This is a genomic window from Jidongwangia harbinensis (assembly GCF_020216025.1).
Classification (GTDB): Bacteria; Actinomycetota; Actinomycetes; order Mycobacteriales; family Micromonosporaceae; genus Actinoplanes; species Actinoplanes harbinensis.
In genome coordinates, this window is the sequence record NZ_JAIWNC010000004.1 from 57,913 (window position 1) to 70,779 (window position 12,867).

Consider the following 12,867-nt stretch of genomic DNA (forward strand, 5'->3'; position numbering starts at 1 on the left):
CCCGGGACGATCCTATCGGCGGCGTACCGGGGGGCCGGTCACGCGGCCACGGCCGCCGGGCGGGGTTCCGGCGCGGACAGCCGGCCGAACAGGCGCTGGGAGAGGGACTCCACCTGGCGTACCCGGTCGACGTCGCCCAGGTTCATCCAGAAGCGCTCCCGGACTCCGTCCACCGCGGTCGCGGCCAGCTCGACCGCGGGCTGGTGCCGTTCGGTCGTCCACGTCACGTTGCTCAGCCGCCGCAGGTTCACGTTGAGGTGCAGGCTCAGCCGGTGGAGCAGCCGGCTCTCCCGGATCACGACGAGCCGCCGGTTGGTGAGCAGCAGCACGAACTCGCCCGCCATCGCGGAGTTCGGCCGCAGGCAGCGGGCCAGGAGAACGGCGCTGTCGTCCGGGTCGACGCAGCGCCGGAAGACCGGCAGGTGCCGGCTCACGGTGGGGATCGCGACCCCGGCTTCCGCCGCGGCGGCGAGGAACGTGCGGGAGAAGACGTCCATGTGCCGTTTAACGGCCACGCCGCGGTGAAGCAGCGGCCACGCCGAGATGAATGACTTATTACAGGAGCTCGACGATTGTGGCGTTGGCCATTCCGCCGCCCTCGCACATCGTCTGCAGCCCGTAGCGCAGTCCGTGCTGTCGCATGTGGTGCACCATCGTGGTCATCAGCCGGGCACCGGAGGCACCGAGCGGGTGCCCGAGCGCGATCGCCCCGCCGCGCGGGTTGAGCCGGGCCGGGTCGGCACCGGTCTCCGCCAGCCACGCCAGCGGCACCGGGGCGAACGCCTCGTTCACCTCGTACACCCCGATGTCGTCCAGCTTGAGACCCGCCTTGGCCAGCGCCTTCGCGGTGGCCGGGAGGGGCGCGGTGAGCATGATGACCGGGTCGCCGGCCGCGACCACCGCGGTGTGCACGCGCGCCAGCGGGCGCAGCCCGTGCGCGGCCGCCCACCGCGACGTGGTCACCGCGAGCGCCGCGGCGCCGTCCGAGATCTGCGACGCCGAACCGGCGGTCACCACGCCGTCCGGCTTGAACGGCGTCTTCAGGGTGCCCAGTTTCGCCAGGCTGGTGTCCCGCCGGATGCCCTCGTCGGCGGTGCACCCGGCCAGGGGCGCGATCTCCGCGGTGAACTCGCCGGCGTCCTGGGCCCGCGCCGCGGCGGCGTGACTGGACAGGGCGTACTCGTCCAGCCGGGCCCGGGAGAACCCCCACCGCTCGGCCATCATCTCCGCGCCGACGCCCTGCTCGAAACGGTCGACGCCGTAACGGGAGCGGACCGCGGCGCCGTACGGATCGCGGTCCATGGCGCTGGAACCCATCGGCACCCGGCTCATCGACTCGACCCCGCCGGCCACCACCAGGTCGGCCTGGCCGGAGAGCACGGCGGCGGCCGCGAAGTGCACCGCCTGCTGGCTGGACCCGCACTGCCGGTCCACCGTGGTGCCGGGCACCGACTCCGGCCAGCCGGCCGCCAGCACCGCGTTGCGGCCGACGTTCCAGGACTGCTCGCCGACCTGCGACACGCAGCCCCACACCACGTCCTCGACGTCGTGCGGATCGAAGCCGGTCCGTCCGGCCAACTCGCGCAACACATGGGCCGAGAGATCGACCGGATGGACCTCCGACAACCCGCCGTTGCGCCGTCCCACCGGGGTCCGGACGGCGCCCACGATCACCGCATCACGCATGGTTCGACGGTACGCCGGACTGCCATAGTGGGACCATGACTCCCGAGCCCTGGCGGATCAAGCCGGTCCTCCCGGTCACGAAACTGCTCGGTGCGGTGGCGATCGTGGTGCTGGCGTTCGCGTTCATCCGGCGCGACCCGGTCCAGTGGGCGATCGCGCTGACCGCGTCGGCCGGCCTGGCCGTCTGGGCGCTGCGCGACCTGGTCGCACCGGTGCGGCTCGCCGCGGACGCCGACGGCGTCACCGTGGTGGTGGGCTTCGCCGGACGGCGCCGGCACGGCTGGTCCGACATCGAGCGGGTACGCCTGGACCGCCGCGACCGCCTCGGCGTGTCCTCGGAGTTCCTGGAGATCGACGCGGAGGACGCGCTCTACCTGTTCAGCGTGCACGATCTGGGCGCGGATCCGCGGGACGTGCTGCAGGTGCTCGAGGAACTGCGCGCCCAGTACGAGAAGGACGAACCCGGCCCGGCACCGGCCTGACGTAGAGCGCGGCGACCGAGGCCAGCAGCAGCAGTCCGCCCGCGACGGTGAGACCGGGCAGCGGCTCGCCCAGCAGCGCCACCGCGAGCAGCGCCGCGGTCAACGGCTCCAGCAGTGTCACCACCGCCGCCACGCTGCCCGGCACGGTGCGCAGGCCGGCGTAGAACAGCGCGTACGCGACCGCGGTCGTCACCACGCCGAGGAAGAGCAGCAGGGCCACGGTGTCCGCCCGCACGTCGAACGTGACACCGCCGGCCACGGCCACCGGCGCCAGCGCCACGGCACCCACCGCGGAGGTCGCGGTGGTCAGGGTGAGCGGGTCGCCGCGTTGGGACAGCTCCCGGCTGAGCAGGGCGGACACCGCGTAGCCGAGGCCTGCGCCGACCGCGGCGAGCAGGCCCAGCGCCGGTTGCGGCGCGTGCGCTCCGGGCTCGACCGTGATCAGCAGGAGTCCGGCCACGGCCGCGGTCACGGTCACGGTGATCCGCGGTCCCGGGCGGACCCGGGACCGGAACGCCTCCCAGGCCGTGGTGACCAGGGGTGCCAGGCCGAGGCTGACGACGGTGGCGACACCGACCCCGGCGTACGTCACGGCGGCGAAGTAGAGCGCCTGGTAGCCGCCGAGCAGGACGCCGGTGGCGAGCACCCGCCCGGGCGACGCCCGCAGTGCCTCGGTCCGCACGCCCCGGCGCAGCACCGCCCGCGCGGCGGCGGTGAACGCCAGGAGGACCGTGGCCGCGACGGCGAGCCGGTAGAAGCCGATGGTGGCCGGGGCCAGCCCGGTGCGGTCGCGCACCACGGCGACGGCGACCCCGGTGGTGCCCCACAACACGGCGGCCACGGTGATCGAGGACAGGTGGACATGGCGGTACGACATGACTGCGCTCCGGGAATGAGTCCAGGTCAGGGACGGCTGTCGGAGCGCAGACAGCAGCCACCCACCGCGTAGGGCGGGTCAGGGCGCGGGCGCTCCGGTCAGGAGCGCGGCGGGGGCAGAACGCCCGGGAACGGACTCACGGCGCCGACCCTAGTCAACCGAGCAGGTCGACGGTACGCAATATCGCGGCCAGCAGCAGGAGCGCGGCGACCGCGCCGCAGCCGACGCCCTGGATCAGGTTGCGGCGCTCGCGCGGGGCGTACGCCAGGATCGCGGCGACCAGCGCACCGGTCACCAGGCCGCCGAGGTGACCCGCAACGGAGATGTTGGCCACCACGAACGTGAACAGCACATTGATCATGATGATCGGCAGGATCGGCGCGACGCTCATGTTCAGCCGTCTGAGGACCACGAACGTGGCGGCCATCAGGCCGAAGACCGCGGTGGAGGCGCCGGCGGTGGCGGCGTTCGGGGCGGAGAAGAGGTACGCCGCCACGTTGCCGCCCAGCCCGGCGAGGACGTAGAGGGCGGCGAACCGCAGCCGGCCCAGCACCGCCTCCAGCTCGCGGCCCAGGATCCACAGCGCGTACATGTTCATCAGCAGGTGCAGCACGCCGTAGTGCAGGAACATCGCGGTGACCAGGCGGTACCACTCGCCGGCCGCGACGCCGTGCAACTCGCTGTCGAACGGGCCGTAGGTGGCGTACCCGATGACCGAACCCCAGTCGGTGAGCGGCGTGCTCTGCCCGAGCAGGCCGCCCCACCCGCCGCCGGCCACCGCGGTCATCCCGCCGGTCGCGACGGAGATGACCATCGCGAGCACGTTGATGCCGATCAGCGTTCGGGTGACCACACCGTCACGGCCGGCCACGCTCCCGCCGAAGGCGGTGCGGGCCGACCGTTGGGTGCGGCGTCCCTCGGCGACGCACTCCGGGCACTGGTGGCCGACCGACGCCGCGTTCATGCAGTCCGGGCAGATCGGACGCTCGCACCGGGTGCACCGGACGTACGTCTCCTTGGCGGGGTGTCGGTAGCAGACCGGAGCCGTCACCGGAGACTCACTCATGTCACAAAGATACCCGCACGGGGTAACTAGCCGGCGCGCTCGATCTCCACCCGCTCGATCACCACGTCCTCGCGGGGACGGTCACCCGGACCGGTCGGCGTGCCCGCGATCGAGTCCACGACCTTCGCGGACTGCTCGTCGGCGACCGTACCGAAGATGGTGTGCCGGCGGTTGAGGTGCGGGGTCGGGCCCACCGTGATGAAGAACTGCGAGCCGTTCGTGCCCGGCCCGGCGTTCGCCATGGCCAGCAGGTACGGGCGGTCGAACTGCAGCTCGGGGTGGAACTCGTCGCCGAACTGGAAGCCCGGGCCGCCGCGGCCGGTGCCGGTCGGGTCGCCCATCTGGACCATGAAGCCGGCGATGACCCGGTGCGAGATGGTGCCGTCGTAGTACGGCCCGCTGCCCTTCTGGCCGGTGCGCGGGTCGATGTAGTCCTTGGTGCCCTCGGCGAGCTCCACGAAGTTGCGCACGGTCGCCGGCGCGTGGTCCGGGAACAACTGCAGCCGGATCGGGCCGTGGTTGGTGTGCAGAGTGGCGTAAAGCGTCTCGGCCACGGGTACTCCTGTCTGTGTCGCGGTCGTCGATCCGCACCGCGGGCCGACGCTGGACAGTTCTTTGGCAGTTCGGATCCTCCCCCATGTGTCTGAATCCGGCAGCGCGGGGGTACCTGAGAAGGCAACATGACGTGGAGAGAGCCACAGGAGGTGGGCACTGGTGTTTGAAACCATGCGACGGAAGCGCCGCAGCACGAACATGAAGAGCGAGCTCGGCCAGAGCGTTGATCACTTCAAGCGCGCCGCTGCGATCGCCGCGCAGGAGACCAGCTCGACTGTCGGCCCGAAGTTCTCCGCGGCGCGGGACCGGGTGCAGCCGGCCGCCACCAAGGCGAAGGGCGCCGCCACGAGCAGCTGGGACAGTGCTCTGGCGACGTTGACGCCGCTGGTGGCTGCCGCGACGGAGAGCGCACGGCAGTCGAACGAGAAGGTGGTCAAGGTCGGCAAGAAGGCCGCCAAGGACAACCGGAAGAGCGCCAAGAAGCTCGAGAAGCACGCCGCGAAGGCACTGAACCGCAAGTCGTCGAGCCGCCGTGGCTCGCGTCTGATCGGTCTGGCTCTGATCGGTGGCGCGCTGGGCGCCGGCGCCGCGTACGCGCTGCGTCGCCGCCAGGCGGCCCAGTGGGACGAGTACGAGCCCAGCCGCCCGGTGACCGCCACCACGGCCGGCAGCGTGGACGACGCCGCGTTCGAGCCGGCGGACTCGGCCGCGTTCACTCCCCGCGGCACCGGGTCGGACGCCACCACCGTGGTGACCGACACCACGGACCAGACGTCCTCGACGCAGCACTCGGCGAAGGTCGCCCGGATGGCCGGCGGCCAGAACCCGAACGGCACCACCAAGAGCTGACCCCGGGCACCGACTGCCGCACGTCGGGCGGGCACCGTCATCGGTGACCCGCCCGTCGGGCTACCTGGTCAGCGGTCGGCGGTGGCCGATCTGCGGGCCCGCGCGGGATCCAGCGGCGGGCCCTGCGGCAGCAACGCCACCAGCTGGGCGGGCACCTGCACCGGCGCCTTCCCGGCGTACCCCAACCGGCCGAGCAGGTCCCGGGCGGCCAGCGGGTACCGCCGACCGGTGTCCGTGACAATGCTCACGGTGCCGCTGTCCGGCGGCGCGGTCGCCGACGCGGCGGCCGCCACCAGCGCGCCCCTGCCCCGCTCCACGTGCACCAGGTCGGCCTGCACCCCGCCGGGCACGGCCGGGGCACCGCGGACCGGCACACCGGCCGGAACGGTCGGGTCGATCCGTACCCCGTCTCCGGCCTGATCCAGCGGGAGGGTCATGCAGACCCGCGCGGCCGGGGTGATCAGCTCCGGCACGGCCGGCGGCAGGCCGCCGGCGTCGACCAGCTGCCGCCGGGAGGCCGGCAAGGTGTTGAAGGCACTGCCGAGTTCGACCGGCGGGTACGCGTCCGGCTCGGTCTGCAGCAGCAGCGCCTGCACCGCGGTGATCGGCGCCAGGCCGTCGGACAGCACGACACCCCACTGCTTGCCGTCGGTCACCAGCTGACCCACCCGCCAGTCCCGCACGCCGGAGTCGTCGCCGGCGTCCGGCACCGGCGGCGGGACGAGGTCCGGGCCCAGCGGCACCGAGTTCGCCCACGCCGCCGCGACCGGCCACGGCTGCCGGTCGGCCCAGCCCAGGGCGCGCAGCGTGGCGGTGGCCCGGCCCTCCGGGAACAGGAAGCGCTTGTTCGCGTACACCAGGAAGATCCGCTCGGCCGGGTCCTGGACCAGCAGCCCGGCCGGCGCCTGGCCGGGGCCGGGCGCAGCGGCGACCCGGCCGTCCGCGATCCGGTGGCCGACCAGCAGCGTGCTGCGCGGGCCGGAGTCGGACGCGGCCGGGTCCGGCGGCTGCGAGCACACCGACCAGCGGCCGGTCAGCAGGCTGCCGGCGGCGGGCAGCGAGTCCGGTGCGTCCGGGATGCCCAGCGGGTCACCCAGCGGCACCTTGGCCAGGTGGTCCCGCGAGGCGCTGACCACCCTGGGTTCCGACCCGCTCGTGACGAGTAGACCGGACGTGTAGTTGAGCACCGGGTGCAGCTTGCCGTCGGACTTCAGGAAGACGTACCGGGCGCCGGTGCCCTTCTCCAGGAACACCGCGGACTCGTCCTGCAGGTTGACGTTGCTGTGGCCGGTGAGCAGGCCGTAGACCGCGGCGGCGCCGACCGCCAGGGCCGCGATGACGAGGCTGACCAGTGCCGTGGTGCCGGCCCGGCGCAACGGCGAACGGTACGGGTCGGGCTCGTGCGTGACCAGCGCCGCCACCACCCGCTGCAGCGAGTACTGGTACGAGTGGAGCTGGTCCTGACGCGACGGCACCCGGCCACTTTAGGGGTCGGTCCGGGTGCGTGGGGGGCGCCGGTCAGAGCCAGCCGTTGCGCCGGAACGCCCGGTACAACAGCACCGAGATGCCCAGCATGAGGGTGACCACGACCGGGTAGCCGTACTGCCACTGGGTCTCCGGCATGTGCGCGAAGTTCATCCCGTACACGCCGGCCAGCGCGGTCCAGACCGCGGAGATACCGGCCCACGCGGCGATCTTGCGCATGTCGTTGTTCTGGTCCACCGTCACCTGCGCGAGCCGGGCCTGCAGGATCGAGTTCAGCAGATCGTCGTACGACGAGACCTGCTCCACGGTCCGGGTCAGGTGGTCCTGCACGTCCCGGAAGTATCGGCGGATCTCCTTGGAGACCACGGTGTTGTGCGCGGCGGTCAGCGTGGCGAGCGGGCGTTGCAGCGGCACCACGGCGCGGCGGAACTCCACGATCTCCCGCTTCATCTGGTAGATCTGCTGCACCGAGGTGCCCGAGTCGCGGGAGAACGCGCCCTGCTCGATGATGTCGAGATCCGCCTCGACCTGGTCGGCCACCTCGACGTAGTGGTCGACCACCCGGTCGGTGACCGCGTAGGCGACCGCCCACGGGCCCTGCTCCAGCAGGGTGGCGCGGCCCGCCTCCAGGTCGGCGCGCACCTGCGCCAGCCGGGAGGCGTCACCGTGCCGGACCGTGATCACGAACCGCGCCCCGATGAACAGCATCACCTGGCCGGTCTCGACCACCTGCGACGTCTCGGTGAGTTCCCGGTGCGGCACGTACCGGGCGGTCCGCAGCACCAGGAAGTCGACGCTGCCGAACTGCTCCAGCTTCGGTCGCTGCTCCGCCTTCACCGCGTCCTCGACGGCAAGTTCGTGCAGGCCGTACGTGCGGGCCACGGCGGTCATCTCGTCCAGCGAGGGCTCGTGCAGCCCCAGCCAGACGAACGCGTTGTCCCGCGCGCACGCCTCCCGGAACGCCGTCTCCGGGGTGAAGTCGCCCGGTTCGCGCTTGCCGTCGACGTACACGCCGCAGTCCACCACCGCGCTGAGCCGGTCCCCGTCGCGCCGCTGGTCGGCCGGGCCGTCGGCGGCTCCCAGGATGCGGTTCATCGCCCGCACCGGAGCGGTCCAGGCCCGCGACAACGAGCGGTTGATCCCGTTCTCACTCATGGCCGTGGACCCCTCTCGGTACGGTCGACCCGCCGGTGGGTCGTCGGAAGCGGCCCGAGGTTACCCGCGTACCTCCTCGATCGCGGTGGCCAGGCGCCGCACGCCCTCCTCGATCTGGTCCACGGTGACCGCCGAGAACGCCAGCCGGACCGAGTGCCGGCCGCCGTCCAGCAGGAAGTCACTGCCCTTGACGATGGCGACGCCCTTCTTCATGGCCGCCGGGAAGAGCCGGTCCACGTCGACGTCGTCGGGCAGGTCAACCCAGAGGAAGTACCCGCCGTCCGGCTCGGTGAACACCGCACCGGGCAGGTGCTTGCGGATCGCCTCGGCGAGGACCCGGGCCCGCTCGCCCAGCGCCGCGCTCACCGTGGCGATGGAGCGGTCGATGTCCCCGGAGACGCAGAACTGGTGCACGATCGCCTCGGACACCATGCCGGGCGAGATGTAGAGGTTGGTGGCCTTCTTCGCGATCGCGTCGATCAGCGCAGCCGGCCCGACCAGGTAGCCGACGCGGACGCCGGGGCAGACCGTCTTGGTGAAGCTGGACGCGTGCACCACCACGTTGTCGGTGTCCATGGAGAGCATCGAGGGCAGCGCCTCGCCGCGGAACCGGATGTCGACGTACGGGTCGTCCTCGAAGATCACGAAGCCGTACTGGGCGGCCAGGGCGAGCAGTTCGCGCCGCTTCTCCAGCGAGAGAGTGACACCGGCCGGGTTCTGGTAGTTCGGGATGATGTGTGCCAGCTTGGGGCGCAGACCCGACTCGAGCAGGCCACGCAGCTCCGCGACGTCGATCCCGTCCGGCTGGATCGTCACCTGGTGCACCTTGCCGCCCAGGTTCTGCAGGTTCAGCAGCGTCCGGTCGTACGTCGGCTTCTCCACCACGACGTCGTCACCGGCCGACACCAGGTGGTTGAACAGGAACGCGTCCGCCTGCAACGAGCCGTTCGTGACGATGACCTGCTCCGGCGCGACGCCGTGCTTGTCCGCGATCCACTTACGCAGCGGCTGGTAGCCGACGGACGTCCCGTAGGCCGTCATCCCGGCCGGATCGGTGTCGAAGGCACGCGCGGCGGCGGCCTTCAGGCCGGCCACGTCGACGATGTCCAGAGAGGGGGCGCCACGGGCGAACGAGATCAGCTGCTCAGCGGTCATGGGGCAAGCTTACGAGCCGCCTCGATAGGATTTTTCCCGTGCCCCTTCACGTTGCCGGTGCTTTCGTCGTGGACCAGCAGAGCCGCATTTTCTTCCAGTTCCGGTCCCCGCAGCGCAAGCTTTTCCCGAACACCTGGGACATCGTCGGCGGACACCTGGAACCGGGCGAAACCCCCGACGAGGCGATGCGCCGCGAGGTGTACGAGGAGACCGGCTGGCAGGTGTCCACGGTCCTGGCCGTGGTCGGCGAGTACGAGTACACCGGCGACGACGGCCTGCCGCGGCGGGAGACCGACTTCCTGGTCCGGGTGGACGGCGACCTGGAGCGGCCCCGACTGGAAGCCGGCAAACACACCGAGTTCCGCTGGCTCGCCGAGACCGAGCTGGACCTCCTGGACCTGAACGCGCCGGTGGACGGCGGCCTGCTGAAACGCGTCGCGCGGGAGGCATTCGTGACGCTGCGTACCGTCGGGCTGTAGCGACACCGCTATCCTCGGCTGGCACCCCCTCGGAATTCACCCGGAAGGAACCGCCACATGATCGGTCTGGTCCTCGCCGCCGGCGCCGGCCGCAGGCTGCGCCCGTACACCGACACGCTGCCCAAAGCGCTGGTCCCGGTGGACGGTGACACCACGATCATGGACATCTCGCTGCGGAACCTGGCCGCCGCCGGGCTGACCGACGTGACCATCGTGGTCGGCTACTGCGCCAACGCGGTCGAAGAGCGCAAGGACGCGTTCGAGCAGAAGTACGGCGTGAAGATCACGCTGGTGCACAACGACAAGGCCGAGGAGTGGAACAACGCCTACTCGCTCTGGCTCGCCCGGGACCACTTCGCCCAGGGCGCACTGCTGGTCAACGGCGACACCGTGCACCCGGTCGGCGTCGAACACACCCTCCTCGCCCAGCGCGGTCCCGGCATCCTGCTCGCCGTGGACAGCGTCAAGAAGCTGGCTGACGAGGAGATGAAGACCGTCTTCTCGGCGGATGGCCGCCTGGTGAAGATTACGAAACTGATGGACCCGGCCGAGGCGTTCGGCGAGTACATCGGGGCCACCGTGATCGAGGCGTCGGCCGCCGCCGACCTGGCCGACGCGCTCAAGACCACGTTCGAGCGCGACCCCAACCTCTACTACGAGGACGGCTACCAGGAGTACGCCAACCGCGGTGGCGAGATCCGCGCGGCCACCATCGGCGACGTCCCGTGGGTCGAGGTGGACAACCACGACGACCTGACCCGGGCCCGGGAAATCGCATGCCACTACTAGCCCGCAGTGTGCAGACGCCGCTGCACATCGACGTCCGGCGCGGCGCGGTCGCCGACCTGGGGCGGATCCTGGCCGACGGGCGGATCTCGGCCGGTGGCGACGTGGCGGTGGTGGTCGGCCCCGGCCTGGGCGAGCGGATCGCCGAACTGATCCGGCCCTCGCTCGGCTCCGCCGACGTCTACACCACCTCCGGCGGCACCCTGGACGCCGCCCTGGAACTCTCCGCGAAGCTGCGCTCCCGCAGCTACGACGCGGTCGTCGGGATCGGCGGCGGCACCACGGTGGACATCGCCAAGTACGCCGCCACCCGCTGGGCGATGCCGATGGTCTCGGTGGCCACCAGCCTCGCCAACGACGGCGTCGCCTCCCCGGTCGCCAGCCTGATCAACGACGGCATCAAGGGTTCCTACGGCGTACACATCCCGATCGGCGTCATCGTCGACCTGGACTTCGTGGAGAACGGCCCGGAACGGGTCAACCGCGGCGGCATCGGCGACGTGATCAGCAACCTCAGCGCGCTCGCCGACTGGGAACTGGCTCGCGAGGTGCGTGGCGAACCGGTGGACGGCCTGGCCGCGTCCCTGTCCCGGATGGGCGCCGAAGCCATGATCAACCACCCCGGCGACATGACCGACGACGGCTTCGTCACCGTGCTCGCCGAGGCGCTGATCTCCAGTGGACTCGCCATGGCGGTGTGCGGCAGCAGCCGTCCGTCGAGCGGCGGCTGCCACGAACTCATGCACGCCACCGACTCGCTCTTCCCGGGCACCGCGTCACACGGCGAGCTGGCCGGGCTGGGCGCGTTGTTCTGCACGTTCCTCCGCGGCGACGAGCAGCGCTTCGCCCAGATGGCCGACTGCCTGGCCCGGCACCAACTGCCTCGCACCCCCGCCGACGTCGGCCTCGACGCCGACCAGTTCGTCGAGATCGTCACGTTCGCGCCGCGTACCCGGCCGGACCGCTACACCATCCTGGAACACCTCGACATGAAGCCGGACGAGATCCGCGGAAGGCTGGCCGAATATGTCGACGCCGTCGCCGCACGCTGAGCCCGGTGGCGGGCCGCCCGCCGGCCCCCCGGCACCCAGTGCCGACGAGTACTACCAGGTCAACCGCGGCGGCGGCCTGTTCAGCGAGGCGGTCAGCCAGCGGCTCGGCGCCCGGATCGCGGTGTTCGCGTACAAGCACCGGCTGGCACCCACCGTCCTGACGGTGGCGAACCTGGGCCTCGGCTGCCTGGTCTCGTTCATCGTCGTGGCGACCGCCGAGCCGGTCGCGGACGACCGCTTCTGGGCCTGGCCGATCGGTCTGCTCGCGCTGGTCGGCTGGCAGATCGCGTACGCCCTGGACTGCGCCGACGGCCAGCTGGCCCGGGTCACCGGACAGAGCAGCCCGGCCGGCGCCCGCATCGACGTGCTGTGCGACGTGGCGGCCCAGATCGCGCTGGTGTCGGCGCTGGCGGCCACCGCCGAGGCACAGGTGCCGGAAACACCGGCGTGGCTGTTGGCGGCGTTCGCCGGGACCTGGATGGTCAACCTGATCACGTCCGTGATGCAGTCCGGCCCGAACGCGGCCAGCATGGTGACCAACCGGTCCATGCCGGTGCGCGTGGTCAAGCTGGTCCGCGACTACGGCGCGGTGATCTTCCTGGCCGGCCTGGTCCTGACCGTGGCCCCGCAGCTGACCATCTGGCTGGTCGGCCTGTTCACCCTGATCAACGGCGCCTTCCTGGCCGCAAGCATCGCCTTCGCCGGCCGCGAGTCCCTCCGCCGCTGACCCCTCCCACCCCGCCCCTGCCCGCCCAGTGGCGTCGATCTTGGACCTTCGGTGGGGACAAAAGCCGCATCACACCGACGAAACGGGCACCACAAGTCCAAGATCGACGGAGGGTGGGCTTTGAGGGGGTAGGGGCGATCGGGCTCGCGCCACGTCCGCAGTCCAACCGTCGGTCGGGCGGGTCCCTCAGGTCTCCGGGCACCCATGAGCGCCCTCCACACGCCTGCCCGCAACAGGCGTGTTCAGCTGCGGCTCCGTCCGCACCTCAACTCCCCACACCCCCGCAGCCAGCAACAGGCGTGTCCAGCCGCGGCTCCGTCCGCACCCCAACTCCCCACACCCCGCAGCCAGCAACAGGCGTGTCCAGCCGCGGCTCCGTCCGCACCCCAACTCCCCACACCCCCGCAGCCAGCAGCAGGCGTGTCCAGCCGCGGCTCCGTCCGCACCTCAACTCCCCACACCCCCGCAGCCAGCAGCAGGCGTGTTCAGCCGCGGCTCCGTCCGCACCTCAAC

General features: G+C 71.6%; 14 protein-coding genes. 6 read left to right on the top strand and 8 right to left on the bottom strand.

Annotated elements, in window-relative coordinates:
* Positions 1–38 precede the first annotated feature (38 nt).
* Entirely contained in the window at positions 39–497 is a 459-nt protein-coding gene (locus tag LDL48_RS07015) for a hypothetical protein (protein ID WP_225254194.1), read from the bottom strand.
* 58 nt (positions 498–555) lie between these two features.
* Positions 556–1,686, bottom strand: coding sequence for an acetyl-CoA C-acyltransferase (locus LDL48_RS07020; RefSeq protein WP_225254195.1), 1,131 nt, complete (start codon positions 1,684–1,686; stop codon positions 556–558).
* A gap of 35 nt (positions 1,687–1,721) precedes the next feature.
* On the opposite strand from LDL48_RS07020, the gene LDL48_RS07025 reads away from it, so the two are divergent.
* The gene (locus LDL48_RS07025; RefSeq protein ID WP_225254196.1) at positions 1,722–2,168 is read left to right on the top strand and encodes a PH domain-containing protein; all 447 of its coding nucleotides are present in this window, start codon (positions 1,722–1,724) and stop codon (positions 2,166–2,168) included.
* Here LDL48_RS07025 and LDL48_RS07030 read toward each other — a convergent pair.
* The 3 genes from LDL48_RS07030 to LDL48_RS07040 form a co-directional block, all read right to left on the bottom strand.
* A complete protein-coding gene (locus LDL48_RS07030) occupies positions 2,065–3,045 on the bottom strand; it encodes a DMT family transporter (protein WP_225254197.1) in 981 nt (326 codons plus the stop codon). The genes LDL48_RS07025 and LDL48_RS07030 overlap by 104 nt on opposite strands.
* A gap of 154 nt (positions 3,046–3,199) precedes the next feature.
* Entirely contained in the window at positions 3,200–4,111 is a 912-nt protein-coding gene (locus tag LDL48_RS07035) for a rhomboid family intramembrane serine protease (protein ID WP_225254198.1), read from the bottom strand.
* 26 nt (positions 4,112–4,137) lie between these two features.
* The gene (locus LDL48_RS07040; protein ID WP_225254199.1) at positions 4,138–4,665 is read right to left on the bottom strand and encodes a peptidylprolyl isomerase; all 528 of its coding nucleotides are present in this window, start codon (positions 4,663–4,665) and stop codon (positions 4,138–4,140) included.
* 172 nt (positions 4,666–4,837) lie between these two features.
* On the opposite strand from LDL48_RS07040, the gene LDL48_RS07045 reads away from it, so the two are divergent.
* Positions 4,838–5,515: a hypothetical protein gene (locus LDL48_RS07045; protein ID WP_225254200.1), complete on the top strand. Its 678-nt coding sequence runs from the start codon at positions 4,838–4,840 to the stop codon at positions 5,513–5,515.
* Between the two features lie 68 nt (positions 5,516–5,583).
* Here the strand turns inward: LDL48_RS07045 and eccB are convergent, their stop codons facing one another.
* The 3 genes from eccB to LDL48_RS07060 are packed head-to-tail and all read right to left on the bottom strand — an operon-like array spanning position 5,584 to position 9,310.
* Positions 5,584–6,990 (bottom strand): type VII secretion protein EccB, encoded by a 1,407-nt coding sequence (eccB, locus tag LDL48_RS07050; protein WP_225254201.1) that lies wholly within the window; start codon positions 6,988–6,990, stop codon positions 5,584–5,586.
* 43 nt (positions 6,991–7,033) lie between these two features.
* The gene (gene corA / locus LDL48_RS07055; RefSeq protein ID WP_225254202.1) at positions 7,034–8,155 is read right to left on the bottom strand and encodes a magnesium/cobalt transporter CorA; all 1,122 of its coding nucleotides are present in this window, start codon (positions 8,153–8,155) and stop codon (positions 7,034–7,036) included.
* A gap of 60 nt (positions 8,156–8,215) precedes the next feature.
* Positions 8,216–9,310, bottom strand: a complete 1,095-nt coding sequence (locus LDL48_RS07060) for an aminotransferase-like domain-containing protein (protein ID WP_225254203.1) — start codon at positions 9,308–9,310, stop codon at positions 8,216–8,218.
* A gap of 38 nt (positions 9,311–9,348) precedes the next feature.
* Here LDL48_RS07060 and LDL48_RS07065 point away from each other — a divergent pair, with 38 nt between their 5' ends.
* The 4 genes from LDL48_RS07065 to LDL48_RS07080 are packed head-to-tail and all read left to right on the top strand — an operon-like array spanning position 9,349 to position 12,354.
* A complete protein-coding gene (locus LDL48_RS07065; protein ID WP_225254204.1) occupies positions 9,349–9,789 on the top strand; it encodes an NUDIX hydrolase in 441 nt (146 codons plus the stop codon).
* A 57-nt stretch (positions 9,790–9,846) separates the two neighbouring features.
* Positions 9,847–10,578, top strand: a complete 732-nt coding sequence (locus LDL48_RS07070) for a phosphocholine cytidylyltransferase family protein (protein WP_225254205.1) — start codon at positions 9,847–9,849, stop codon at positions 10,576–10,578.
* Positions 10,566–11,627 (top strand): iron-containing alcohol dehydrogenase family protein, encoded by a 1,062-nt coding sequence (locus LDL48_RS07075; protein WP_225254206.1) that lies wholly within the window; start codon positions 10,566–10,568, stop codon positions 11,625–11,627. Before LDL48_RS07070 ends, LDL48_RS07075 begins: the two co-directional genes overlap by 13 nt.
* Positions 11,602–12,354, top strand: a complete 753-nt coding sequence (locus tag LDL48_RS07080; RefSeq protein ID WP_225254207.1) for a CDP-alcohol phosphatidyltransferase family protein — start codon at positions 11,602–11,604, stop codon at positions 12,352–12,354. The genes LDL48_RS07075 and LDL48_RS07080 overlap by 26 nt, the downstream gene beginning before the upstream one ends.
* Positions 12,355–12,867 lie beyond the last annotated feature (513 nt).

Coding starts and splice junctions, on each gene's coding strand:
- LDL48_RS07020 (WP_225254195.1), bottom strand. CDS start 1,686: ATGCGTGATGCGGTGATCGTGGGCGCCGTCCGGACCCCGGTGGGACGG.
- LDL48_RS07080 (WP_225254207.1), top strand. CDS start 11,602: ATGTCGACGCCGTCGCCGCACGCTGAGCCCGGTGGCGGGCCGCCCGCC.
- LDL48_RS07070 (WP_225254205.1), top strand. CDS start 9,847: ATGATCGGTCTGGTCCTCGCCGCCGGCGCCGGCCGCAGGCTGCGCCCG.
- LDL48_RS07030 (WP_225254197.1), bottom strand. CDS start 3,045: ATGTCGTACCGCCATGTCCACCTGTCCTCGATCACCGTGGCCGCCGTG.
- corA (WP_225254202.1), bottom strand. CDS start 8,155: ATGAGTGAGAACGGGATCAACCGCTCGTTGTCGCGGGCCTGGACCGCT.
- LDL48_RS07060 (WP_225254203.1), bottom strand. CDS start 9,310: ATGACCGCTGAGCAGCTGATCTCGTTCGCCCGTGGCGCCCCCTCTCTG.
- LDL48_RS07075 (WP_225254206.1), top strand. CDS start 10,566: ATGCCACTACTAGCCCGCAGTGTGCAGACGCCGCTGCACATCGACGTC.
- LDL48_RS07035 (WP_225254198.1), bottom strand. CDS start 4,111: ATGAGTGAGTCTCCGGTGACGGCTCCGGTCTGCTACCGACACCCCGCC.
- LDL48_RS07045 (WP_225254200.1), top strand. CDS start 4,838: ATGCGACGGAAGCGCCGCAGCACGAACATGAAGAGCGAGCTCGGCCAG.
- LDL48_RS07025 (WP_225254196.1), top strand. CDS start 1,722: ATGACTCCCGAGCCCTGGCGGATCAAGCCGGTCCTCCCGGTCACGAAA.
- LDL48_RS07015 (WP_225254194.1), bottom strand. CDS start 497: ATGGACGTCTTCTCCCGCACGTTCCTCGCCGCCGCGGCGGAAGCCGGG.